The sequence below is a fragment of the Clostridium sp. JS66 genome, from assembly GCF_033561535.1.
In the GTDB taxonomy this organism is placed as follows: domain Bacteria; phylum Bacillota; class Clostridia; order Clostridiales; family Clostridiaceae; genus Clostridium_AM; species Clostridium_AM carboxidivorans.
The window spans coordinates 4,892,963-4,918,885 of the sequence record NZ_CP131467.1 but is presented as its reverse complement, the minus strand read 5'-3'; the positions used below and the strand labels follow the sequence as shown (position 1 = coordinate 4,918,885).

The 25,923-nt window shown below is 29.9% G+C and carries 24 protein-coding genes and 1 riboswitch; of the genes, 23 read left to right on the top strand and 1 reads right to left on the bottom strand.

Annotated elements, in window-relative coordinates; all coding sequences use genetic code 11:
* Nucleotides 1-169 precede the first annotated feature (169 nt).
* The 7 genes from rny (at nucleotide 170) to Q6H37_RS22610 (ending at nucleotide 6,601) form a co-directional block, all read left to right on the top strand.
* Nucleotides 170-1,711 (top strand): ribonuclease Y, encoded by a 1,542-nt coding sequence (gene rny, locus Q6H37_RS22640; protein WP_318736800.1) that lies wholly within the window; start codon nucleotides 170-172, stop codon nucleotides 1,709-1,711.
* A gap of 140 nt (nucleotides 1,712-1,851) precedes the next feature.
* On the top strand, nucleotides 1,852-2,112 hold the full coding sequence (gene spoVS, locus Q6H37_RS22635) for a stage V sporulation protein SpoVS (protein ID WP_007060056.1): 261 nt from the start codon (nucleotides 1,852-1,854) through the stop codon (nucleotides 2,110-2,112).
* 151 nt (nucleotides 2,113-2,263) lie between these two features.
* Nucleotides 2,264-3,130, top strand: a complete 867-nt coding sequence (locus tag Q6H37_RS22630; protein ID WP_318736798.1) for a decaprenyl-phosphate phosphoribosyltransferase — start codon at nucleotides 2,264-2,266, stop codon at nucleotides 3,128-3,130.
* 38 nt (nucleotides 3,131-3,168) lie between these two features.
* The gene (locus tag Q6H37_RS22625) at nucleotides 3,169-4,422 is read left to right on the top strand and encodes a hypothetical protein (RefSeq protein ID WP_318736796.1); all 1,254 of its coding nucleotides are present in this window, start codon (nucleotides 3,169-3,171) and stop codon (nucleotides 4,420-4,422) included.
* A complete protein-coding gene (locus Q6H37_RS22620) occupies nucleotides 4,419-4,775 on the top strand; it encodes an SMR family transporter (protein WP_029161526.1) in 357 nt (118 codons plus the stop codon). Before Q6H37_RS22625 ends, Q6H37_RS22620 begins: the two co-directional genes overlap by 4 nt.
* 202 nt (nucleotides 4,776-4,977) lie before the next feature.
* A complete protein-coding gene (locus Q6H37_RS22615; protein ID WP_318736792.1) occupies nucleotides 4,978-6,171 on the top strand; it encodes a pyridoxal phosphate-dependent aminotransferase in 1,194 nt (397 codons plus the stop codon).
* A gap of 169 nt (nucleotides 6,172-6,340) precedes the next feature.
* Nucleotides 6,341-6,601 carry an HPr family phosphocarrier protein gene (locus Q6H37_RS22610; RefSeq protein WP_318736790.1) on the top strand — a complete coding sequence of 87 codons (261 nt, stop codon included), beginning with the start codon at nucleotides 6,341-6,343 and terminating at the stop codon, nucleotides 6,599-6,601.
* A 29-nt stretch (nucleotides 6,602-6,630) separates the two neighbouring features.
* On the opposite strand, the gene Q6H37_RS22605 is transcribed toward Q6H37_RS22610, so the two are convergent.
* Nucleotides 6,631-6,870, bottom strand: coding sequence for a DUF378 domain-containing protein (locus tag Q6H37_RS22605; protein WP_318736788.1), 240 nt, complete (start codon nucleotides 6,868-6,870; stop codon nucleotides 6,631-6,633).
* Between the two features lie 203 nt (nucleotides 6,871-7,073).
* Between Q6H37_RS22605 and purB the strand changes: the two genes are divergently transcribed.
* The 16 genes from purB (at nucleotide 7,074) to infC (ending at nucleotide 25,592) form a co-directional block, all read left to right on the top strand.
* Nucleotides 7,074-8,510, top strand: a complete 1,437-nt coding sequence (gene purB, locus Q6H37_RS22600) for an adenylosuccinate lyase (protein WP_318736786.1) — start codon at nucleotides 7,074-7,076, stop codon at nucleotides 8,508-8,510.
* 159 nt (nucleotides 8,511-8,669) lie between these two features.
* Nucleotides 8,670-8,930 (top strand): hypothetical protein, encoded by a 261-nt coding sequence (locus Q6H37_RS22595; RefSeq protein WP_007060048.1) that lies wholly within the window; start codon nucleotides 8,670-8,672, stop codon nucleotides 8,928-8,930.
* A gap of 281 nt (nucleotides 8,931-9,211) precedes the next feature.
* A complete protein-coding gene (locus tag Q6H37_RS22590) occupies nucleotides 9,212-11,299 on the top strand; it encodes a molybdopterin oxidoreductase family protein (RefSeq protein ID WP_318736784.1) in 2,088 nt (695 codons plus the stop codon).
* A 2-nt stretch (nucleotides 11,300-11,301) separates the two neighbouring features.
* Complete coding sequence (locus tag Q6H37_RS22585; RefSeq protein WP_318736783.1) at nucleotides 11,302-11,718, top strand: 4Fe-4S dicluster domain-containing protein; 417 nt, start codon at nucleotides 11,302-11,304, stop codon at nucleotides 11,716-11,718.
* Between the two features lie 47 nt (nucleotides 11,719-11,765).
* Complete coding sequence (locus Q6H37_RS22580) at nucleotides 11,766-12,992, top strand: NAD(P)/FAD-dependent oxidoreductase (RefSeq protein ID WP_318736781.1); 1,227 nt, start codon at nucleotides 11,766-11,768, stop codon at nucleotides 12,990-12,992.
* Between the two features lie 295 nt (nucleotides 12,993-13,287).
* A complete protein-coding gene (locus Q6H37_RS22575; RefSeq protein WP_318736779.1) occupies nucleotides 13,288-14,598 on the top strand; it encodes an MFS transporter in 1,311 nt (436 codons plus the stop codon).
* 236 nt (nucleotides 14,599-14,834) lie between these two features.
* Entirely contained in the window at nucleotides 14,835-15,605 is a 771-nt protein-coding gene (locus Q6H37_RS22570; RefSeq protein WP_318736778.1) for a formate/nitrite transporter family protein, read from the top strand.
* 43 nt (nucleotides 15,606-15,648) lie between these two features.
* The gene (gene asrA, locus Q6H37_RS22565; protein ID WP_318736776.1) at nucleotides 15,649-16,650 is read left to right on the top strand and encodes an anaerobic sulfite reductase subunit AsrA; all 1,002 of its coding nucleotides are present in this window, start codon (nucleotides 15,649-15,651) and stop codon (nucleotides 16,648-16,650) included.
* Nucleotides 16,651-17,442, top strand: coding sequence for an anaerobic sulfite reductase subunit AsrB (asrB, locus tag Q6H37_RS22560; protein WP_318736774.1), 792 nt, complete (start codon nucleotides 16,651-16,653; stop codon nucleotides 17,440-17,442). It abuts the gene before it with no gap.
* Nucleotides 17,443-17,461: 19 nt separating this feature from the next.
* Complete coding sequence (asrC, locus tag Q6H37_RS22555; protein ID WP_318743122.1) at nucleotides 17,462-18,409, top strand: sulfite reductase subunit C; 948 nt, start codon at nucleotides 17,462-17,464, stop codon at nucleotides 18,407-18,409.
* A 152-nt stretch (nucleotides 18,410-18,561) separates the two neighbouring features.
* Nucleotides 18,562-19,254 (top strand): Crp/Fnr family transcriptional regulator, encoded by a 693-nt coding sequence (locus Q6H37_RS22550; RefSeq protein ID WP_318736773.1) that lies wholly within the window; start codon nucleotides 18,562-18,564, stop codon nucleotides 19,252-19,254.
* Nucleotides 19,255-19,552: 298 nt separating this feature from the next.
* On the top strand, nucleotides 19,553-21,016 hold the full coding sequence (gene lexA / locus Q6H37_RS22545; protein WP_318736771.1) for a transcriptional repressor LexA: 1,464 nt from the start codon (nucleotides 19,553-19,555) through the stop codon (nucleotides 21,014-21,016).
* Between the two features lie 57 nt (nucleotides 21,017-21,073).
* The gene (locus tag Q6H37_RS22540) at nucleotides 21,074-21,373 is read left to right on the top strand and encodes an ATP-dependent Clp protease adaptor ClpS (protein ID WP_318736769.1); all 300 of its coding nucleotides are present in this window, start codon (nucleotides 21,074-21,076) and stop codon (nucleotides 21,371-21,373) included.
* A 2-nt stretch (nucleotides 21,374-21,375) separates the two neighbouring features.
* Nucleotides 21,376-23,595, top strand: a complete 2,220-nt coding sequence (gene clpA, locus Q6H37_RS22535) for an ATP-dependent Clp protease ATP-binding subunit ClpA (protein ID WP_318736767.1) — start codon at nucleotides 21,376-21,378, stop codon at nucleotides 23,593-23,595.
* Between the two features lie 209 nt (nucleotides 23,596-23,804).
* Nucleotides 23,805-25,043, top strand: coding sequence for a flagellar filament capping protein FliD (fliD, locus tag Q6H37_RS22530; protein WP_318736765.1), 1,239 nt, complete (start codon nucleotides 23,805-23,807; stop codon nucleotides 25,041-25,043).
* A gap of 90 nt (nucleotides 25,044-25,133) precedes the next feature.
* A complete protein-coding gene (gene infC / locus Q6H37_RS22525; RefSeq protein WP_412523948.1) occupies nucleotides 25,134-25,592 on the top strand; it encodes a translation initiation factor IF-3 in 459 nt (152 codons plus the stop codon).
* Between the two features lie 129 nt (nucleotides 25,593-25,721).
* Nucleotides 25,722-25,899, top strand: a riboswitch (Lysine riboswitch).
* Nucleotides 25,900-25,923 lie beyond the last annotated feature (24 nt).

Genomic DNA, 25,923 nt, shown 5'->3' with positions numbered 1-25,923 from the left:
GAAATAATGCACATAAAACTTGACAATGGGCAAAATATAATATAAAATTAAGACAAATTCTGGTTTATCATGTATTAAATTAATTACCAATTGAATAAATATGTCACCTTTTCTATGCTTGCATATTTAACTAAAGGATAGATGCACAAAAAGCAAAGGAGGTGTTCATGTGAGTCCTATTATATATGAAATTATTGCTGGCGTAATAATAGCCATTGGTTTATTAGTAGAGTTTTATGTTGTAAAAAATAAAGCGTATGCTATAAAATCACAGGCTCAAGAAGAGTCTAATAGATTAAAAGAAGAAACAGAAAGAGATGCTGAGTCTAAAAAGAAAGAGGCTATACTTGAAGCTAAGGAAGAAGTTCATAAATTAAGATCAGATTTAGAAAAAGAATCAAGAGATAGAAGAAATGAAAGCCAAAGGCTTGAAAGAAGATTAATCCAAAGAGAAGAATTGCTTGATAAAAAAAGTGATATGTTGGAAAAAAGAGAAGAAAGTATAAGTAAAAAACAACAAGAGATTAATGAAATTCAAGCAAATGTAGAGAAATTATATGAAAAAGAAAGACAAGAATTAGAAAAGCTTTCAGGTTTAACAACTGAAGAAGCTAAAGAAATTTTATTAGAAGAAGTTAGTAAGGAAATAAAACATGAATCTGCAATGATGATTAAAGAAGTGGAAACAAAAGCAAAAGAGGAAGCAGACAAGAGGGCAAGAGAAGTAATAACTTGTGCTATCCAAAGGTGTGCAGCAGATCATGTAGCTGAAACTACAGTTCATGTAGTTACTCTTCCTAACGATGAAATGAAAGGAAGAATAATAGGTAGAGAAGGTAGAAACATACGAACCCTTGAAACTCTTACTGGTGTAGATTTAATTATTGATGATACACCTGAAGCAGTAATTCTTTCAGGATTTGATCCAATAAGAAGAGAAGTAGCAAGAATAGCGTTAGAAAAATTGATTATTGATGGAAGAATTCATCCAGCAAGAATTGAAGAAATGGTTGAAAAAGCTAAAAAAGAAGTTGAAAATGATATCAAAGAAGAAGGCGAACAAGCAACTTTTGAAACAGGAGTACACGGTCTTCATTTAGAATTAATAAAATTATTAGGAAGATTGAAATATAGGACCAGTTATGGTCAAAATGTACTAAAACATTCTATAGAGGTTGCTTATTTAGCAGGTCTTATGGCTTCAGAACTTGGAATAGATCCAACTGTAGCTAAGAGAGCAGGATTACTACATGATATAGGTAAGGCTGTGGATCATGAAGTAGAAGGGCCTCATGCTATCATTGGGTCAGAAGTTGCCAAAAAGTATCGTGAGTCTGCTATAATAGTTAATGCTATTGCAGCTCATCATGGGGATGTAGAATCTATATCCTTAGAAGCGGTACTTGTTCAAGCAGCAGATGCAATATCAGCTGCAAGACCTGGAGCAAGAAGAGAAACTTTAGAAGCTTATATTAAAAGGTTAGAAAAATTGGAAGAAATAGCAAACACATGTGAAGGCGTAGAAAAGTCATATGCCATTCAAGCAGGTAGAGAAATCAGAATTATGATAAAACCAGAAGAAATTGATGATGCAGGTGCTATTGAAATGGCAAGGAATATAGTTAAAATCATAGAAAATGAATTAGAATATCCTGGTCAAATAAAGGTTAATGTTATAAGAGAAACACGTGCCATCGAATATGCAAAATAGTTAAAATGATAATTATTCCTTTTGAATTCTGTAAAGTTTAAAGCTTTACAAAATTTAAAAGGAATTTTTAATTTTTTGTAGAATATTATAAAGTAGTAACAATAACTAATTAAGTTAATATAACATATAGGAGGTTTATTATGGAAGTATTAAAAGTTTCAGCAAAATCAAGCCCAAATTCAGTTGCAGGTGCTCTAGCAGGAGTTTTAAGAGAACGAGGAGCTGCAGAAATACAAGCTATAGGAGCAGGAGCATTGAATCAAGCTGTAAAAGCTGTGGCTATAGCAAGAGGATTTGTAGCACCAAGTGGAATAGACCTAATATGTATTCCAGCATTTACTGACATTGAGATAGATGGAGAAGAAAGAACTGCTATAAAGTTAATCGTGCAGCCAAGATAGGAATAATAAGATTTGTAAAAGGATTTGAATTTTAATTCAAATCCTTTAGTTTATTATAGCTGTTAATTCAAATTATATTGACTATATTGTATGCTGTGCTAAAATGTAAAAGGTATATAATAATACAACCTTTGATTTTTAGGAGGAAAAAATGGACATTAAGGCAATTGTGAAATTATTGAGACCAAAGCAATGGATTAAAAACTTTTTTATATTTGCAGCTATAGTTTTTTCAGGAAAGTTTTTTAATACACATATATTGTATGCAAATGTTTTAACTTTTATTTTATTTTGTTTTACATCTTCTTCTATATATGTATTAAATGATATAGTTGATATAGAAAAGGATAGATGCCATCCAGATAAAAAAAATAGACCACTACCAAGTGGAAGAGTATCAAAAAAGCAAGCAATTATCCTTGACTTTTTCATTGTTTGTGCTGTATTGTTTTTTTCATATATGTACTTAAGTATTAAAGTTTCAGCTATACTTATAGCATATATGTTAATAAATGTGGCTTATTGTTTTAAGTTAAAAAACATAGTAATTATTGATGTTATGGTAATTACTTTTGGATTTGTTTTAAGAGTGGAAAGTGGAAGTCTTGCTACTGGAGTGCAAGTATCTTCATGGCTGTTCTTGTGTACAATTCTATTGTCGCTATTTTTAGCACTTAACAAGAGAAAAAGTGAAATTATAACACTAAAAGATAAGAGCGGCTCTCACAGAAAAATACTTGAAGAGTATTCAGTTGGTATGATAGATAAAATGTTGACTATAGTAACGCCATCTATTCTTATGGCTTATTGCTTATATACTTTTAGTTCTGTACAAAGTAAAACCATGATATTTACCATTCCGTTTATTTTATATGGGATTTTTAGATATGAGTATTTAATGGACAAGAAGAATATAGGTGGAAAGCCAGAGGACGTGTTTGGAAAGGATAAGCCTTTTCTAATAAATATAGTTATGTGGGGAATATCAGTTTTAGCCATAATATATTTTAAATTATAATAAGAATTAAACTTACAGTTTTAGAAAGGATTTTATACATGGAAATCAAAAGTTTAAAAGAAAATATGTATTACAAAGTTGTACTAGTTTTGGGGTTATTAGCTTCTATACTATGGGTGACTTTTGTAAATACACAGCCCTTTTCTGATTTTGACTATTACTACAATTTATCAGTTGATATAGCTAATGGACTCCCTTGGGGAGATACTTATACATCTGTAGGATATTGTATAGTATTAGGAGGCATATTTAAGTTGTTTGGGGCTAGCATACTTAAAGCAAAAATATTTAATATATTGCTTACCCTTGTAAGTAATATATGCTTTATTTCTATACTAGACAAATTGGACATCAAAGAAGGAAAAAAGAAAATAATATTTGCTGTATTTGTATTTATGCCTAATAACATATTTTACAATAGTATGCTTGCAACAGAAGTGCTGTTTACCACAATTTTACTTTTAATCACTAATATATATTTTGGAAGTGGAAAATTTAAATATTTATGGATAGGTATTTTAACTGGATTAAATACTATGGTAAAGCCTTTTTTTGCAATATTTTTCTTTGCAATATTTTTAGTTGATTTGCTTAAAGAAAAGAAACTTGTGAAATCTATTAAAAATTCTTTTGTGGTTCTTTTAATTTCTACATTAGTAATTTCTCCTTGGCTTTATAGAAATACAAAACTTATGGGACAACTTACTTATGTATCTAATAATGGGGGAATAGTTTTATATATAAACAACAATTCTCAAAATAAGGTAGGAAGATGGATGCCAGCAGAAGAAGTAGAAAATTCTATAGTAAAAACAGATGAATACAAAAGTGCTAACATGACTCAGAAGAATAAAATGTTAAGCAGTGCATCAAAGAAGTGGATTAAAGAGCATCCAGTACAATTTCTAGAATTAGGATTTAAAAGATTGTTTAATACATATTTTGTAGGAGATGATATTTCATATAGTACTTATGGAACTGGAATAAGCGAACATACTAAAACAACTATGTTAACTATAACTAATAATATAAGAAAATTAATATTTGGTTTTGGTATTATATATATACTAATTTACAGCATATGTATTTTAAAAAGTATATTTAAGAAACAAACTGAATTGTTGAGTAAATTTGATTTGTATTTAGTTGTATTGTTCTTTATGTTTACTTCAGTTTATTTTGTAACGGAAGGCCAAGGGAGATATGCTTTCCCTGAAATATTTATAATGATATATAGCTTTTATAGCTTCATTAATGCTTTAATAAATAGATATAAGGAGTTGCGAGTATGATAGGTTTGATTTTAATTTCAGTTTTTTTAGGAGCTATTGGACAGGTTTTAGTTAAATATGGAGCAGTTAATTTACAGCTGAATTTTTCTGGTAGTTATTTAATACCTAGTATTTTAGGAATTTTGAAAAATGTACCAGTAATGTGTGGTATTATATCTTATGGAGTAAGTTTTTTATTGTGGATAAAAGTTTTAAGTAAAGTAGAGTTAAGTTATGCATATCCTATGGTTAGTATAGGATATGTACTAATAATGTTTTTTTCTTATTTTATATTTAAAGAAAATATATCAATAATAAGAATAGCAGGTGTTGTTTTTATTATAATAGGTGTAATATTGGTATCTAGAAGTTAAAATTACTAATTTAAGGTAGTAATAAGTATCTTTAAGTAAATCTGAATATAGTTATTATGCATGAATCACGTTTGTCAAATTGCAAAAAATAAAATATTTAATTGTAAACATGCCAATATGATGGTATATTATAACTAAACGAAATTTTTAAGTTGCAATTTAGTTAAATATTTAAAATTTACTATATATGGAGGAAGTAAAAATGATACTATCAAAAAAAGCCCAGCAAATTCAACCATCTATTACATTGGCCATAACAGCAAAGGCTAAAAAGATGAAGTCAGAAGGAATTGATGTAATTGGATTTGGAGCTGGAGAACCAGATTTTAATACTCCAGAAAACATACAAAATGCAGCTATCGAAGCTATAAAGCAGGGATTTACAAAGTATACAGCTGCATCTGGAATTACAGAATTAAAGGAAGCTATAGCTAATAAGTTTTATAAGGATAATGGCCTAAAATACAATGCTTCACAGATTATAATTTCTACAGGGGCAAAGCAGTGCTTGGCAAATGCCTTTTCAGCAACATTAAATCCTGGAGATGAGGTTATAATACCAATACCATATTGGGTAAGTTATCCTGAACTAGTAAAATTAGCAGATGGTGTACCTGTATTTGTGGAAACTAGCGAAGCTAATAATTTTAAATATGATATAAAGGATTTAGAAAAAGCAATAACAGATAAAACAAAGATTATACTTGTAAATAGTCCTAATAATCCTACAGGAACTGTTTATACAAAAGAAGAATTAACAGCCATAGCGCAGTTAGCTAAGAAGCATGATTTAATAATACTATCTGATGAAATATATGAAAAACTTATATATGGAGATGAAAAACATATAAGTATTGGCAGTCTTTCAGAGGATGCTTATAATAGGACTATAACTATAAATGGAGTTTCTAAAACTTATTCTATGACAGGTTGGAGAATAGGATATGCCGCAGCTAATGAAGAAATAATAAAATTGATGTCAAGTCTCCAAAGTCATACTACAGCCAATCCTAATTCAATTGCGCAATATGCGTCTGTAGCAGCTTTAAATGGTGATGAAGCACAAATTGAAAAAATGGTAAAAGAATTTAAAAGCAGAAGAGATTATATGGTAAAAAAGATAAATGAAATAGAAAACTTATCTTGCACTGAACCTAAAGGTGCTTTTTATGTAATGATGAATATATCAAAGACATTTGGTAAAAAGTCTAATGAATGTAAAATTAAGGATTCATTAACTTTTTCACAAGCACTTTTAGAAAAAGAAAAGGTTGCAGTTATACCAGGTATAGGATTTGGTATGGATAACTATGTAAGACTATCTTATGCTACATCTATGGATAACATAAAAGCAGGATTAGATAGAATAGAAAAATTCGTAGGTGAATTGCAATAAGAATCATAAATTTAGGTATACTATTATATATAAATAAGTCGACATAAGTAAAATTTATTACAATGTAACCATTTTCATACAAAAATAATTGTTGAAACATCCGCAGAAAATGATATAATTGAATTGAAAAGTTAGTACAATGTAAAATTTTAAAATAGAGGTGAACTAAATGGTATCAAAAGAAGTTATAGTTAAAAGTGCAACTGGTTTACATGCTAGACCAGCTACATTATTAGTAAAGAAAGCGTCTTCTTTTAAATCAGACATAAGTATAGAGTTTGACGGAAAAAAGGCTAATGTGAAAAGTTTAATAGGAGTTTTATCTTTAGGAGTTACTAAAAATGCAACTATTAAAATTACTGCATCAGGTGATGATGAATCATTAGCTGTAGAAGAAGTTACTAAATTAATAGATTCATTAGATGAATAATATTTGATTTTTATAAATAAAAGGCTCTTTTAGAGCCTTTTATTTATTGGACTAATATTTACAGCTCTTTTCATTCTAAAAAGAATAAGTAATATGTTAAGACCAGATACACCTACTAATATATAGATAAGCCTACCTATTAAATCAGCTGGTTCTCCTAAAAAAAGTCCTATTAAATTAATATTTGATAAACCTATAAGTCCCCAGTTAATAGCACCTAATACTACTAATACGAGAGAAATTTTGTCTAAAATGCTAAACTTGTACATAAATTCTCATCCCCCCAAATCTAATAAACTTAATATAGTAAATTATATTAACCACAATACATAAAATAGAACAACTTATTGAAGTTAAATAATAAAAAATAAAAATACGAACATAATATATATGAAATGAATTAAACATATGTTATAATATGAATTAAAAAGGCACAATTATAAATTATATACGCATTGGAGGTACTTTTATTATGAAACAAAGAGATATATATAACACACCTTTAAATACTAGATATGCATCTAAGGAAATGAGTTATTTATTTTCTGATGAAATGAAATTTAAGACTTGGAGAAAATTATGGGTAGCTCTAGCTGAATGTGAAAAAGAGCTAGGTTTAAACATAAGTGATGAACAAATAAAAGAACTGAAAGAAAATGTAGATAATGTAAATTATGAAGTAGCAGAAAAGAGAGAAAAAGAAGTAAGACATGATGTTATGAGTCATGTATATGCATATGGTGTACAATGTCCTAAAGCTAAGGGAATAATACATTTAGGGGCTACTAGCTGTTATGTAGGAGATAATACCGATTTAATAGTAATGAAAGAAGCTCTTTTTATAATAAAGAAGAAAATCATTAATACCATAAATTCTTTAACTAAATTTGCTTTAGAATATAAAGATTTACCTACTCTTGGATTTACCCATCTTCAACCTGCACAATTAACTACTGTAGGTAAAAGAGCATCACTTTGGATTCAAGATCTTTATTTAGATTTAGAAAACATAGACTTTTTAATAGATCATATGAGATTCAGAGGAGTAAAGGGAACTACAGGTACTCAAGCAAGCTTTATGGAGCTTTTTAATGGAGATGAATCTAAAGTAAAAACTTTAGACAGAATGGTTACTGAAAAGATGGGATTCAAAAAGGAATTCATGGTAACAGGTCAAACTTACACAAGAAAGTTAGATTCAACAATACTTAATACTCTTTCAGAAGTTGCTCAAAGTGCATATAAATTTAGTAACGATTTAAGAATACTTCAGAATATGAAGGAAATGGAAGAACCTTTTGAAAAGAATCAGATAGGTTCATCAGCTATGGCATATAAGAGAAATCCTATGAGATCAGAAAGAATAGGTGCTCTTTCAAGATATATAATAGTTGATTCATTGAATCCAGCAATAACAGCTGCTACTCAATGGTTTGAAAGAACATTAGATGATTCTGCAAATAAGAGAATATCTGTAGCGGAAGCATTCTTAGCATTAGATGGTGTATTAAATCTTTATATGAATGTATCCTCCAACATGGTAGTATATCCAAAAGTTATTGAATCACATGTTAAAAAGGAACTTCCTTTTATGGCAACAGAAAATATAATTATGGAAGCTGTAAAAAAAGGTGGAGATAGACAGGAACTTCACGAAAGAATAAGACAGCATTCCATGGAAGCGGCTAAAATGGTAAAGGTTGAAGGAAAGGATAATGATCTTATAGAAAGAATAATAAATGATTCTTTCTTTAATATGACTTCAGAAGAAATATTATCACTAATAGATCCAGTGAAGTTTGTTGGAAGAGCACCAGGACAAGTAGTAGATTTTGTAGAAGAACAAATAAAACCTATATTAGAGAAAAATAAAGATTTATTAGGAGAAGAAGCAGAAATAAACGTTTAATTAGAATATTAAAACATTTCATAATTGTAACGAAAAACTAGTATATGTGATAAAATATAATATATACTAGTTTTCTATACAGATATTTATGCATAATATATAGTTATCTTTAATATTTTTATAATAATATCAATATCGCGATACTATAATTATGGGGTGATGGAAGTGAGCACACAAATATATCAAAGTCCAGATTTTAAGGTTTATAAAACTGGGGATGGTTATATAGTTCACAATAGGCATAAAGATTTTAAGTATGGACATACTCATGTGAAAAAATATGATATATGTATGGTTATGATTAAATTAGTGGAAAAGAAACGGATGCCTAAAAGTCACAGTAAATATTTTATAGAAAGCCTTTTGCGGATAAGCAATGATAGAAGGTATATAAAAAAAATAAAACAATATGTTGGATAAAATTTAATGTTAGAAAAGTCTACTTTTGAGTAGGCTTTTTTTATTTATAAATTTAAGAAATACACATCAGAATAGTTTTAGATATTATTTTTCAATAACCCATAAAATGTGATATAAATCACGGAACAAAAAAATATACAATGATATACTTACAATTAATAGGAAAAAATATTCTTTTTTAAAGAGTTTAAGTTAAATAATTAACAATTTTTTGAAATAATCAATGATATAAATGTGAATAATGCAACCATTAATACTAAATTTGGGAAAGAGGGGTAGTTATGAAAAAAATTCAATCAACATGTAATTATTGCGCCTTAGATTGTAATTTAGACTTTTATGTTGAAGACAATAAAATAGTTAAAGTAATACCAACAAAAGGTTATCCAGTGAACAATGGTTTTTCATGTATCAAAGGAATTTCATTGGATAAGCAGCAAACAATAGTAAGAGAATCAACATTACCTAGGCTTAGACAAAAAGATGGTTCTTTTAAAAGAATTCCTTGGGATGATGCATATAAACTAGTTGCAGATAAGTTTTTAGAGTTGCAAGAAAAGTATGGAAGAGAGAGTGTTGCAGGTCTAGGTACTGGCCAACTAGCCTTGGAGGAGTTTGCATTATTTGGTCACGTAATGAGAAATTACTTAAAGACCAATGTTGATGGAAATACTAGACTATGTATGGCAACATCAGTAGTTGCTCATAAGCAGAGTTTTGGATTTGATGCACCACCATATACATTAAAAGATGCAGAACTTTCTGATACAATAATATTAATTGGAGCTAATCCAGTTTTGGCTCATCCTATATTATGGGGAAGAATAAAAGAAAATAAAAATAAAAAATTAATAGTTATAGATCCAAGAAAGTCAGAAACAGCACAGAATGCTGATTATTGGTATGGTATTAAAGGAAAAACAGATTTAATACTGCTTTATGCTGTAGCTAATAAGCTTATAGAAAAAGGATACATAGATAATGAATATATAAAGAATTATACAGAAGGCTTTGAAGATTTTAAGGAATTTGTTAAAGGATATACTGCCACAAAAGCAGCTGAAGCAACAGGGCTTAGTGAAGCCTCCATTTTAGAATTGGTAGAATTAATTCATAAGGGTAAAAGGGTTTCATTTTGGTGGACTATGGGAGTTAACCAAGGATATGAAGCAGTTAGAACTGCTCAAGCTATTATTAATTTGGCTTTAATGACAGGTAATATTGGCAAACCAGGTACTGGGGCTAATTCTATTACAGGTCAGTGTAATGCAATGGGTTCTCGTGCATATAGCAATACTACAATGCTTTACGCTGGTGGAGATTTTGACAATACGGCTAGACGTAAACGAGTGGCAGAAGTCCTTGGCGTTAATGAGGATGTACTTGCAGATAAGCCAACACTGCCTTATAACGTTATCATTGAAAAGATAATTTCTGGAGAAATAAAAGCTTTATGGATTGTCTGTACAAATCCTCGTCATTCATGGACCAATAATGAAACTTTTAAAGAAGCAATGAAAAAATTAGAGCTTTTTGTTGTACAAGATATCTATGGTGATACGGATAGTTCGAAGGACTGCGATATATATCTTCCAGCTGTTCCTGGTATAAAAAAAGAAGGTACATATATCAATACAGAAAGACGTATTTCTGCTATGCAGCCAGTTCTTAAGAAATCAGAAGATGAAAGAAGTGACTATGAAATTATATATGGTATTGGAAAAGCATTAGGCATGGGAAATCTTCTTGATAAATGGAAAACTCCAAGAGATGCATTTAACTTAATGAAGGAGTGTTCAAGAAATATGCCTTGTGATATGACAGGAGTTAGTTATGATGGATTGGTAAATTCAAAAGGAATACAATGGCCTTTTAGGGAAGGTGAAGTTCTTACAGATGACCAAAGACGTTTATATGAAGATAATATGTATTATACACCTTCAAAAAAAGCCAAGTTTATATTTGAAGAAGTGTGTGAAAATCCATTAGTAGCTACGAAAGATTTCCCATACACATTGAATACAGGTAGAGGAAGTGTTGGGCAATGGCATACACAAACACGTACAAGAGAAGTTGCATTTGTTGAAGATGTCAGTGTTAAAGATGCATATATCTATATCAATACTAAACTTGCGAAAGAAATTGATATTAAAGAAAATGAAATGATTAAAGTTTCTTCCATAAATGGAAAGCATTCAAATTTTATGGTTAAGCTTACAAACAATGTTAGATATGATGAGCTTTATGCGCCTTTACATTATTTGGAATGCAATAATCTAACACCATCTTTATATGATTTTTACTCTAAAGAACCTTCATATAAGACTACTCCAATTAATATTTCCAAAATTAAAATGGGAGGAATCTAATTATGAAAAGAATAAAAATTGATAGAAGCAAATGTATAGGATGTTTAACTTGTGTTACTGCTTGTATTGTTAGCCATGAAAGTAGTGATGCAAGAAATCGTGTAACTATAGATAGTAAAACTAAACCTGCACCTATTTTCTGTCGTCATTGTGATAAACCAGAATGTGTTTATACATGTATGACTGGTGCTATGTCTAAAGATAGAGAAACTGGATTGGTTCAATATGATAAAGAACGATGTGCAAGCTGTTATATGTGTATAATGGCATGTCCTTACGGTGTATTGAAAAGTGATCGAATTGAATATAAGGAAATTATGAAATGTAATATGTGTGTTCATCGTACAGAAAATAATGAACCAAAACCTATGTGTGTAGAAAAATGTCCAATGGGAGCAATAACATTAGAAGAAGCATAAGGATTAATAATCCTTACGTGCTAATAAGGAATACGGGAGGGAGTTTTATGAAATATGTTGTTTTAGGTGCTTCGGCATCAGGAGTTAATGGAGCCCGTCAGCTTAGAAATTTAGACAAAGAAGCTGAAATTACATTAATATCGAAGGACGATAAAATTTATTCTAGATGTATACTTCATCATTATATGGAAGGCATTCGTGATGCTAAAAAGCTTGAATTTGTTGAATACGATTTTATAAATAAAAATAATATTGAATGGATTAGAGGTAATGAAGCTGCTAAAATTGATGTGAATTCAAAGGAAGTTGTGCTTTTAGATGGGGAAATAGTGAAATTTGATAAATTGCTTATAGCAACAGGATCTAACACATTCTTCCCACCTATACCAAATTTAAGAACTGCACCTAATGCTATTGGATTTCGTAATTTTGATGATTGTGAGAAGGTAATGGAGCTATCAAAAACATGTGACAATATAGTAATTATGGGTGCCGGACTTATAGGAATAGATGTTATTTCGGGTTTACTGCATACTGGTAAAAATATTGCTCTTGTTGAAATGAAGGATCACATGCTTTCAATTCAGCTTGATAAAAGAGCGGCGACCGCTTATGAAAAAGGTTTTGAGAGTAAAGGCGTTAAGCAGTATTATGAAAAAGGAATTAAGGAATTAATTGTTGATGAAGAAGGAAAGATTACAGATATATTGCTAACAAATGGAGAAAAAATTCCTTGTGATTTATTAGTAGTTGCAGCTGGTGTTCGTGCTAATGTTGGATTTTTGGAAGGTTCGGGAATTGAAAAAGATAAGTTTGGACTTATTATTGATGCCGCTGGAAAAACAAATTGTGAGGATATTTATGGTGCAGGAGATGTTACAGGAAGAAATCCTATTTGGCCTACAGCTGTTAAGGAAGGAATTATTGCAGCAAGCAATATGGCAGGAGTAAAAAGTGAAATGACTGATTTTTTTGCCAGCAAATCAACAATGAACTTTTTAGGAATTCCTACAATGTCCCTTGGAATTAATGAGCCTGCAGATGAAACTTATACAGTTGAAATTGAAAGTGATGATAATGGAAATTATAAAAAGGTAATATATAAGGATGGCAGGATTTATGGGGCTATTCTTCAAGGAGATCTATCTTATGCTGGTATTTTGACTCAATTAATTAGAGCTAAAATTGATGTTTCAAAGGTTAAAAAGCCAATATTCAAGATAGATTACTCAGATTTTTTTAATATTAAGGAAAACTTTGAATTTACGTATTAGTTAGTCTAAATTAGTATGTATATTAAATGAGAAAAGGTAATGATATGTTTTATCCCATTGACATGTCATTACCTTTTTTCTTTATATAGAGTTTTTGGACATAGTTGATAGTTTCACCATTTAAGAAAAAAATTGTTTTAAAAATCTAATAGAAAATCATAAAGCGTGATATAAATCACGGAACAAAAAAATGTATAGTGATATACTTAGCGTAAAAATAAATGGAATTCCTTTATAAAATGAAGTTAAATAATTAACAATTTTTTGAAATAAATATAATAAAGGGGGAAAAATAATGAATTCTGTAAAATTAAAGGGAAATTCAAAACAAGGACTAACAGGAGCAACCACTGGTTTTTTTGTAGGCTTTGCTGCAGTAGCACTTTATGGAGCTACAATTGCTGTTTTTAAACAAAGCTTTTCAACTCTTAATCCTATTCTACTAGCATTGCTTATTGCAATACCAAATCTGTCAGGTTCATTGCTCAGAATTCCATTTGCAGCTTGGGTAGACATAAATGGTGGAAGAAAACCTTTTATCACATTACTTGGACTTTCAATAATTGGCATGACTGGTTTGTACATAATTATGGCATTTTTCAAACAAAATTTAAGTCAGTATTATTCTTTGTTATTAATTTTTGGAGCATTATCTGGCTGTGGTATAGCAACATTTTCCGTTGGAGTTAGCCAGGCATCTTATTGGTTTCCTCAGAGTAAACAAGGAGCGGCTTTGGGAATATATGGAGGTGTTGGAAACCTGGCACCAGGAATATTTACATTATTACTACCTAATGTTGCACTGCCATTATTGGGGTTATCAGGTTCTTACTTAGCTTGGTTAATATTTTTAATAATAGGAACTATAGCGTATTGTATTATAGGCAAAAATGCATGGTATTTTCAATTAATTGATGCTGGAGTAGAAAAAAGTGAAGCAAAACGAATAGCATCAAAAGAGTATGGTCAAGAATTATTTCCAAATGATAAAGTAAGTGAAAGTTTAATGATTTCTGCAAGGACTTGGAAGACATGGGCACTAGTATTAATATATTTTACAACTTTTGGAGGATTTTTAGCTCTAACAAGCTGGTTACCTACTTACTGGATGAGTTTCTTTAAACTAAATATAAAAATGGCAGGTGTGTTAACTGCAGTTTACTCAATTACTACATCTGTTGTAAGAGTATATGGTGGAAAGATAGCTGATAAGCTTGGAGGCGAAAGAGTTTCTAATGTATCCATTTTTATAATGCTTATAGGAACTATTTGTATGGTTATTGCTAGTTCATTACCAATAGCTATAATAGGAATTTTATTTTTAGCAGTTGGAATGGGTGTAACAAATGCTGCTGTATTTAAAATACTTCCAAAAGAAGTTCCACATGCAATAGGAGGAGCTTCAGGATGGGTTGGAGGAATTGGTGCCTTTGGAGGCTTTGTAATACCACCTGTAATGGCATCATTCATAGATAAAACTGGTGCAAATTTAAGTGGATTTTCAAGAGGCTTTTTAGTATTCACAGCATTAGCTGCAATGTCATTAATAATTTTATGGTTATTTAAAATGGGATCAAAAAATTCCCCATCTACTAGTAAAGCTTAAAAAATTAACAAACGTGATGGACGTCACAGAGTTTAAAAAGAAGTTGTGATATATTTATCATATAGTGGGGGATGGGAAATAACATACACCAAGATGCTTTCGCCCCACTATAAAAATGCAAAACTGTAAATTATACTTTGTGAGTCTAAGCAGCAGTTTGAAGTAAGCCCACAATTTATACAAATTAATTATGTTGATATGTAATACAGTATAAAAAATTTGAAAGGGTGGTAAATTTGTTTAGCGAAGAAATTAACAAACTTAGTGGAGCTGCAGTAAAAAAGGCATCATTTTTAAAGGAAAGTAAGAGCAGGTATTTGATTGCATCGGCGTTAGCGGGTATGTTTGTAGGTTTTGGAATTATACTTATATTTACGGTAGGGGGACTGCTATCCTCTGTAAATGCGCCAGCTACTAAAATTGCAATGGGAGTTTCTTTTGGAATCGCATTAAGTTTAGTATTAGCCGCTGGTTCAGAACTATTTACAGGTAATAACATGATTATGCCAATAGGTGCTCTGGAGAAAAAGGTCCCATGGAGTTCAGTTTGGGGCATATGGGTTTTTAGTTATATTGGAAACGTTTTAGGCTCAGTAGTGTTAGCAGCACTATTTGTACAATCAGGACTTTGGAAAGGTACTACAGCTGAATTTATTTTAAAAACATCAGCTGCAAAAATGACAGCACCATATATGGAGCTATTTGTAAGAGGAATTTTATGTAATATTCTAGTGTGTTTAGCAGTATGGTGCTTTTTCAAATTAAAGGATGAAGCTGCAAAGCTTATCATGGTATTTTGGTGTTTGTTTGCATTTATAACTTCAGGTTTTGAACATAGTGTAGCAAATATGACGTTGCTTTCAATAGCTTTAATGATTCCACACAAAGCAGCAGTATCCATCAATGGATTTATGTATAATCTATCAGCAGTTACCTTAGGCAATATTGTTGGTGGAATGATTTTTGTTGGTATAGCTTATTGGTATATATCTAACAAAAAATCTTAAAGAATTTAGATAATTAAAATAAAGTAACATAAGGAGGATCAATATGGGATATAAGTTAAACTCAGAAAAGTTTAATAATTTTTTAACCGCAATAGGAGATGAATATAAGGTTTATGCTCCTATACTTTTAAAAGGTAAGGGTACCTTCTCAGATACAGATACTGTTAGGTATGGACAAGTTAATAAGGTTGAGGAAATAGAATTTAATAAGAAGTCTAATTTTTCACCAAAGGAAGTTATTCTTCCAATTACACAAACTATCTTCTACTTTACAGAAGATAGTGTAACAGAACCTAAAGTAGAAGATAAGAAAGCGTTAATATTCTTAAGAAGCTGTGATATACATGCTGTTAAGAGATTAGATCAAATATATTTAAAGAATGGTGCTGAAGATCCATATTACAAGAGATTAAGAGAAAAAGTTAAATTTGTACTTATGCAATGTGAAAACAGCTTTGAAAACTGCTTCTGTGCAAGTATGGGAAGTAATAAAACAGAGGAATATGATTTATTTGTAAAAGTAGTAGATGGACAAGTTTTTGTTGAATGTAAAGATGAAAGCTTTAAAGGATATTTTGAGGCTTCTGAACAGTCTGAAGTAAGTCCAAAATTCATAGAATCTAACGAAAAAGAAGTAAAAGTTCCTGAAAACTTAGATACAAGTGTATTTGGTTGGAGTGGATGGAAAGAGTATTCACAAAGATGTATAGCTTGCGGCAGATGCAATACAGTCTGTGGAACCTGTGCTTGCTTTACAATGCAGGATATATTCTACAAGGATAATGAAAAGACTGGAGAAAGAAGAAGAGTCTGGGCTTCTTGTCAAGTAGATGGATTCTCAGATATGGCTGGTGGTCATAGTTTTAGAAAAGAGCAAGGTGAAAGAATGAGATTTAAAGTTATGCATAAGGTTTATGACTTTAAGAAGAGATTTGGTTATCACATGTGCGTAGGTTGTGGGAGATGTGACGATGCCTGTCCAGAGTATATCTCACTTTGCAATTGTATAAATAAATTAAACAATGCTATGGAAGAGGTGAAGTAAATGGAGAATATATATTTACCAAAGGCTAGTAAGATAATTAGTATTACTCCACATACAGATATTGATTATACATTTAGAATGGAATTTACAGGTGATGTAAAGCCTGGCCAATTCTTTGAGGTTTCTATACCTAAATATGGAGAAGCTCCAATTTCTGTCTGTGAAATAGGAGAAGGATATATAGATTTAACAATCAGACGTGTGGGAGTAGTTACAGATGTTATTCATACTTTTTTCCCAGGAGACACACTTTTCATGAGAGGACCTTATGGAAATGGGTTTGATGTAAATATATACAAGGGAAAAGAAGTTATTGTAGCTGCAGGTGGAACTGGACTAGCTCCGGTTAAAGGAATTGTAGATTATTTTTCAGCACACAGAGATGAAGTTAAGAACCTTGATCTTTTAGTTGGATTTAAATCACCAGACGATATACTGTTCAGAGAATCACTAAAAAAGTGGAGCGAAAGTGTAAATGTTACAGTAACTGTAGATAAAGCTGAAGAAGGATATACTGGTAATGTTGGCTTGATTACTACGTATATTAAAGATTTAAAAATCGAAAATATAGAAGAAGCACAAGTGGTGGCTGTTGGACCTCCAATAATGATAAAGTTTACTATAGCTGAGTTTCTTAAAAGAGGAATCAAAGAAGAAAATATATGGGTTTCCTATGAAAGAAAAATGTGCTGTGGTCTAGGTAAGTGTGGACACTGTAAAATGGATGATACTTATATCTGTTTAGAAGGACCAGTGTTTAACTATACTAAGGCTAAACATTTAATGGATTAAAGGGGGGATAACTATGTCTATAGATATTAATACAAAAAAGTTGAAAAAGAATGCATTTAGAGTTACAAAGGAAAGAGGAAAGACTGCGGTAAGAGTAAGAGTTCCAGGTGGACATATGGAAGCAAAGCATTTTGAAATATTACAGAAAATTGCTGAAGAATATGGTAATGGAACTGTTCATATAACTATAAGACAAGGATTTGAAATACCTGGAATAGACATGAGAAATATTCCCAAAATAAATGAATTGATTCAACCTATAATAGAAGGTTTAGAAATAAATCAAGTTGATTCAAATACAGGTTATGCTTCATCTGGTACAAGAAATGTATCTGCCTGTATAGGAAATAGTGTCTGTCCTTTTGGTAATTATAATACATCTGCTTTTGCAAAGAAAATGGAAAAAGCAATTTTTCCTAATGATCGTCATGTAAAAATTGCTTTTACAGGATGTGCTAATGATTGTGTAAAAGCTAGAATGCAGGATTTCGGAATTATAGGAATGACTGAGCCACAATATGACAGTTACAGATGTATAGGATGTCAAGCTTGTGTTAAGAATTGTAAAAAAAGATCAACAGGAGCATTACGTTTTGAGAATTTTAAAGTTGTAAGAGATCATGATAAGTGCATTGGCTGTGGAGAATGTGTTGGTAAATGCCCAACAGGTGCCTGGACAAGAAGTGATGAAAAATACTTTAAGCTAGTTATAATGGGAAGAACAGGTAAGAAGAACCCGAGACTTGCTAAGGATTTTGCTAAATGGATAGATGAAGAAAGCATAATAAAAATTGTATTGAATACTTATGATTTTATAGAAGAATATATTGATAAAGATGCACCATTAGGTAAAGAACATATTGGATACATCATAGATAGAACTGGATATCAGGAATATAAGAAATGGGCATTAAAAGATGTAAAATTAGGAGATAAAGTGGAGATACAAGATAATATTTATTGGTAATAAGCTAATTTAAGGAACGGGCATTGATGTCCGTTCTTTTAAGCATATTTTTGTAACATAAGTTACTGACAAATGTATGTAAAATTGCTAAAATAAAATTAAGAAAAGAGAATTTCATTTAAATAAATTAAAAGTATGGGGTTGAAGTAATAATGATTAAAGCCACAGAACAAGATTTTAATCAAATATCAATTTTTAATTGCATAAATGAAAGAACTTTAGAATTGTTAAAAGCTAAGGCTTTTAAAGTGAAGCTCAAAAAAGGAGAACTTTTGTTTTACGAAAAGCAGAAGGTTAATAAAATATATTTAGTTTTACATGGAAGGGTAACCATGTACAGAAACTCAGAAGAGGGACAAAAAAGAGTAGTTTATATTTTAGGTGATGGAGATTTTGTTAATGAAGTAATCTTTGATGACTTGCCTGCATCTATAAATTGTGAGGCTTTTCAGGAAAGTTGCATCTTATGCTTTTACAAAAAAGATTTATTAGAAATTATGGCTGGAGATTTTCAATTGACAAGAACTATAATAAATTCCATGGCACGAAAAATTAGAAGGCTTTATAGGCAGCTTAAAAATACTGTACCTATAAAGATGGATAAAAAGCTTTCAGCAAAGCTGTGGAAATTGTGTAAAGATTATGGAGTTGAAGTGGAAGAAGGAACATTAATTGATATGAATATAAGCATTACTTATTTAGCAGATATGTTAGGAAGCACAAGAGAAACTATATCAAGATGCATGAAGGGATTTGAAAAAAGTGGTATGCTTAAATTTATAGGTAAAAAAATATTAGTCAGAGATCCTAAAGAGTTGTCTATATACTTTAGGGGCAGGGAGTAAATAGAGTTTATTTTGTAATACATATGAAAATGTAATCAATATTAAAATTGAATTTAAACAAATAATTCATGAAAACCAACATGTATTAATGAAGAAAACATTATGTATATGTTGGTATTTTTGTTATATTTATAAACATTTTCGTGGAATTATTTATAATTATTGAGGAATAATTGCAGCTAGAGCTTTAGCTTGCGGCAGTTACTTTATTTTTAATAAAATATTTATAACATAACACAACAATTTAAGTTATAATATACTTAAATTAAAGGTTATTCCTATACAAGGGGGTGTGGTTATGGAATTAAATGCAGCACAGATAAAATTAGTTGAAAATAAATCGTTAGGATATAATTTACTAAAGGGAGTAACAGGCTCGGGAAAAACTACAACAGCAGTGTATAGAAGCGTGTATTTAGAAAACTACTATTGTTTATATGATAAAGATAGAATTTTGATGATTGCTGGAGATAGTACACAAATTGAAGATATAAAAACAATGTATGATAAAGCAAAAGAAAATACTAAATTTAATTATATAACCTTGTTTTCAAAGTTAGATGATAAATTGCATATACATAGTATAGAGGACATTGTATATAAATATTTTCATTATGACAAAAAATATAGTAATTATAATTTAATAGAAAGTAAAGAAGAAAAGGAATCGATATTAGTTCAGTGCATAAAAGATGTTAAAAAGTCATATGAGAAAATAAAGATATTGAATAATAAGTATATAGAATTTATTATAGATGAAATAAGTTGGATTAAAAGTTGTAATTATAATACACTTGAGAAGTATCAAGATGCAGATAGAATAGGAAGAAGTAATAGTAAAATACAGGGACCTAGAAGGTTGATGAAAAACTCTGATATAAGAAAAGCTATTTTTAAAATTATGAATTTATACAATGAAAAGCTTGAAGAAAAAAATTTAATTGATTTAGAAGATATGGCATTAATAGCATTGCAGCAGTGCAAAAATATTATTGATGAAAGGTATACTCATGTTATAGTAGATGAAAGTCAAAACCTAACTAGGGTGCAATTAGAGCTTGTAAGAGAGATAAATAGCAATGAGACTTATTCTAGTACTACTTATGTACTTAGTAAGGATAACTGCAAAAATTCAAATGGGTGGTTAATAAAATCACGTAAGGCTAGTAGTTTAGGATTACCATCAAAAGTAAAAGGGCACATATTTACTAAAAGATATGAAAATTATGTAGAAAAGAAAAGGATTGAGTATTCTATGGAATCATTTAAGTATTGTGACATAAAGCATGGAAGAGATTATGAATTATCTAGAGATATAAATAATATTTCTGAAATAATAGTAAAAGATTCAGATTCGCAATATAAATATAGTGAAGAGGAATTAAAAAAGTTACCTGTATATAGTGATATAGCAGCAGGAGAACCAATACTCATGAATCCAGAAATTGAAGATGTTTTTTATGTTCCAACTTATTGGCTTAAAGGTATGAAGGATTGCTTTATATTAAAAGTTAGAGGAGACAGTATGATAGGTGCGGATATAGATAATGGAGATTACGTAATAATCAAAAAACAATATACAGCTCAAAACAAAGATATTGTAGCAGTTAATTTAGATGGAAATGCTACATTAAAAAGGTTTGTAAATAAAAAAGAAGGAATATACCTTATGCCTGAAAATAAGAAATATGAACCTATTCGCATTAATGATGAAGGAGCAAGGATTATAGGAGTAGCAGTAGGAATAATTAAACAAAATTAGACTAAACTTAATTTATACCTAACGGTATAATAATTTTAACTTTGGAGTTGTTTATAAATGAGTCAGAAAACTATTGAAAAGCAAGATACAAAAATAAAAATAAGAAAACCAAAAATGTATAAAGTAATTATATACAATGATGATTATACTACTATGGAGTTTGTGGTAAAAATTTTAATAGAAATTTTTAAGAAGTCTGTAGTAGAAGCTACAAAGGTTATGTATGATGTACACAGGAGTGGCATAGGAATTGCAGGTATATATTCCTATGATATAGCGGCTACTAAAGTGACACAAGCGATGAGTGCATCACGGGAAAGTGGATTTCCATTAAAATTTAGTATAGAAGAGGAGTAAAAATGAAATTAGATACTATAGTAAATGAAATCATTACAGCTGCATATAATGAAGCGAAATATTCAAAACATGAATATTTTACACCAGAACATATTTTATATGCTTCCTTATTTTTTGAAGAAGGAAAAAAAATAATAGAAAATTGTGGTGGTAATGTAGAATATATAAAAGAAGATTTAATAAAATATTTTAAAGATAATATGGATTTGATAGAAAAAGGAGAACCAACAGAAACTGTTGGAATAGGCAATATAGTGGCTTCAGCAGGACAGCATGTATTATCAGCAGAAAAGGAAATTATAGGTTTAGGTGATATATTTGTAGCTATGTATGACGAAGAAGAAAGCTATGCTAGCTATTTCTTAAAGAAGCAGGGAATTCAAAGATTAGATATGTTAGAGTATATAACTCATGGTGCTTCAGAATTTGATTTGGAAGAGATAGAAGAAGATGTTTATGAAGAGAACCATGAAAGACAAGAAGAGGGTTCGTTAAGTCAGTACACTATGGAACTTACAGAAAGAGCTAGAAATGGACAGATAGACCCTCTTATTGGAAGAGAAGATGTATTAGATAGAACTATACAAGTGCTTTCAAGAAGACTTAAAAATAATCCAATTCATGTAGGTGAACCTGGAGTAGGCAAAACTGCAATTACGGAAGGATTAGCCAAAATGATTGTAGAAAATAAGGTGCCAAAGCTTCTTCAAGGAAGTAAGATATATTCTTTGGATATGGGAACTCTTTTGGCTGGAACTAAATACAGGGGTGATTTTGAAAATAGAATAAAAAATGTGCTTAAGAATTTAGAAAAACAAGAAAAGGCCATTGTTTATATAGATGAAATTCATACTATAATAGGTGCTGGAGCAGTTTCAGGAGGCTCTGTAGATGCTTCAAATATACTAAAACCTTTCTTAGCTAAAGGAAATATTAAATTTATAGGTTCTACTACCTATGATGAGTATAAAAAGGTTTTTGAAAAGGATAAAGCTTTAGCAAGAAGATTTCAAAAAATCGAAGTAAGGGAACCTTCTATAGAGGATACCTTTAATATATTAGACGGACTTAAAGAAAGTTATGAGCAATTTCATAATGTAAAATATACAGAAGAAGCCTTAAGAGCTGCAGTGGAGCTTTCAGCAAAGTATATTACAGACAGGTATCTTCCAGATAAAGCAATTGATGTTATGGATGAAGTAGGAGCTTATGTAAAGCTTCATTCAGATATGGAAGGTACTGTTGAAATACAGGCTAAGGATGTGGAAAAAATAGTGGCATCCATAGCTAAAATACCTGAAAAAACTGTGTCAGTAGATGAAGCTGATATACTTAAAAACTTAGATGAAACGATAAAAAAGGAAATATTTGGCCAAGAAAAAGCAATAGAATCTATAGTTACAGCTATAAAAAAATCTCGTGCAGGTTTTAATGATGAAAATAAAACTGTGGCTAATCTGTTATTTGTGGGACCTACAGGTGTAGGAAAGACAGAAATATGTAAACAGGTGTCAAAGGCATTAAATATTCCACTTATAAGATTTGATATGAGTGAATATCAAGAAAAGCATACAGTGGCAAGACTTATTGGGGCTCCTCCAGGATATGTAGGTTATGAAGAAGGTGGACTTCTTACAGATGCAGTAAGAAAAAATCCTTATTGTGTACTGCTGCTGGATGAAATTGAAAAAGTTCATCCAGATGTTTTAAATGTATTACTGCAGTTAATGGATTATGCAACTCTTACAGATAGTACTGGAAAAAAGGTTGATTTTAGAAATGTAATACTTATAATGACTTCTAATGCAGGAGCTAGATCTATTGGAAAACCTCTTATGGGATTTGGAGGAAGAACTGTAGAAAATGAAAATATAGATAAAGAAATAGAAAGATTTTTCTCTCCAGAGTTTAGAAATAGGTTAGATAATATCATAGTGTTTAATAAAATGAATGAGGATATGGCACTTTTAGTAGCTAAAAAGACTATAAGAGAATTTGAAGAAAAGTTAAAAACTAAAAATATAAAAATACAGGTTACAGAAAAGTGTTATAAGTGGTTAGCAAGTAAAGGATTATCTTTAGAATATGGTGCAAGGGAAATAATAAGAATCGTATCACAGCAAATAAAACCTTACTTTGTTGATAAGGTACTATTTGGAGATGTAGATAATAAAAAGATCATAGTCATAGATACAAAAGAGGATAAAGTTTTTATTAGCTAAAAAATATATAAGTATTTAAAGATAAAGTTTATAAGCTTGTAAAAAAACAGTTTTGGAAATTCCAAAGCTGTTTTTTCTAAATTTAATTACATAAGTTTGTTATTTTCAAAAAAGTAAGAAAAAAATGATAAAATTATATAAATTATCCTTAAAGTATGCGATAATATAAATAATGAGTTTGGAATATTATACCGTGGAGGAGGATTATAATGATTAATGGTTTAAATTGGAATTACCAAAACATTCCTATGATAGACGATACAAGTAGTGTTAGAAAATATAATACATTAGATGATCTTTCTTTAGCATACAATAGTATAAAAACAAATAATAGTGATTATTACTATAATATTAAAAATTCCTCTAGCAAAATATATTCAGTATCTACAGTGAAAAATGATGCTTCGGAGCTTTTTACTAGAGGTAAAAATTTAGTAGATGAAAGTAACAATGGATTATTTCAATCCAAAACTGCTGTTTCTAGTGATGATAAAAAGGTTTCTGCTTCAGCAAAAGAGGGGGCATTAAATAAAACCTATAGTGTAGAAGTTAAAAACATTGCTAAATATCAAAGTAATAAGAGCAATGAGATTAATGCTTATGATAAAGCAAGGTTTAATGTAGGAAATAACACTTTTGCAATAAATCACAATGGACAAACTAAGGATATATCCTTTAAAGTAGATGCAAGTGACAACAATGAAAAAGCTTTAAATAGTATGGTTAATGCTATAAATAATTCTGATGCAGGAGTTAAAGCTTCAATAGTAAAAGATTCTAAAACTAATTTAATGTATATGAAAATTGATTCAAAGGAGACTGGAAAAGGTAATTTTTTTGAAGTTGTAGACAAGATTGGTAATGCAGCAGCTGCATCTGGGACTAGTAATAAAGTTCAGACAGCTGAAGATGCAAATTATAATGTAAATGGGGTAAACTATACATCTAAAACAAATGATATAAGTTTAGATAATGGAAAAGTTAATTTAAATCTTAAGGAAAGCACTACAACTCCAATTAATGTAAAAGTTAAAAGTGATGCCAATAAGATAGAAAAGGGTATTGAAAACTTTGTAAATAGCTATAATAAATTTTCCAGTGACATACAAAATAATGATTTCGATTCCAACATATTAAAAGCATCAACAAGTGCATTAAAAAGAAATGAAGCTAGATTAAAAGGTATAGGAATAACTGTTAATGAAGATAATACTTTATCTATTGATAAGAAAAAACTTAATGAGGCAATTGAAAATGATGCTGATAAAGTAAAAAATATATTTTCAGGGTATACTGGAATTGGTAAAAAAATAACCAGTGCTGCTAAGGCAGTGGAAATTAATCCAAATATAGTTGTACAAGTTAATCAAAATATTGGATATAATAATAATTATGCTATTATGCAAAGTACAGCTCAGTATGGAAATTTTCTTAATTTAATCAGATAAAAATAATAATAAATTATAGATTCAAAATTATGGAGGTGTTGTATTATTAATAAAAATTTTAATTTAAATGAAGGTATTAGGGAAAATGAAATTAGATTGGTGGGTGAAGAAGAAAGTGTAATTATCAAAACTAATGAAGCTTTAAATCGTGCTAGAGATGAAGGATTAGATTTGGTAATGATTTCTCCAACAGCTAAGCCGCCAGTGTGTAGGATAATGGACTATAATAAATTTCTTTATGAACAATCTAAGAAAGAAAAAGAAGCAAAAAAGAATCAAAAGGTTGTTGATATTAAAGAGATAAGATTAAGACCTAATATCGAAGAACATGACATACAAATTAAGGCTAATAATGCTAAAAAGTTTTTATCTAGCGATAATAAAGTGAAAGTATCCATTAGATTTAGAGGTAGAGAAAACAATTATACTCATTTGGCAAGTAAGGTATTTGATGTATTTATTTCTAAATTAGAAGATACTGCAGTAATTGAAAAGTCACCTAAATTAGAGGGAAATAATATGATTATGATATTAGCACCTAAGAAATAATATATTTTTAGTAATTGGTTTATGAACTATTTAACTTAATATGAAATATATTACTATAATTAGTAAATACATTTAAAATGTATTTACTAATTATAAGTTTTAGTGTATAATAGTTAATTATAAGTGAATAACTGAGATAGAGGCGCAAAATTTAAGAGTAGCACTGCAGAGGTAAGTACTATGAAGCAGTTTGAAAGGAAATTTTGCCGAAACTTATAGCAGATGCTTTAATGCTATATAGTTGGGCTTTGTATAGAATATGTACAGGACTGTCACAAAGTTTATTTTGTGGAGAGCTATCATTCATGTATTAATATGTATTAAATACGTA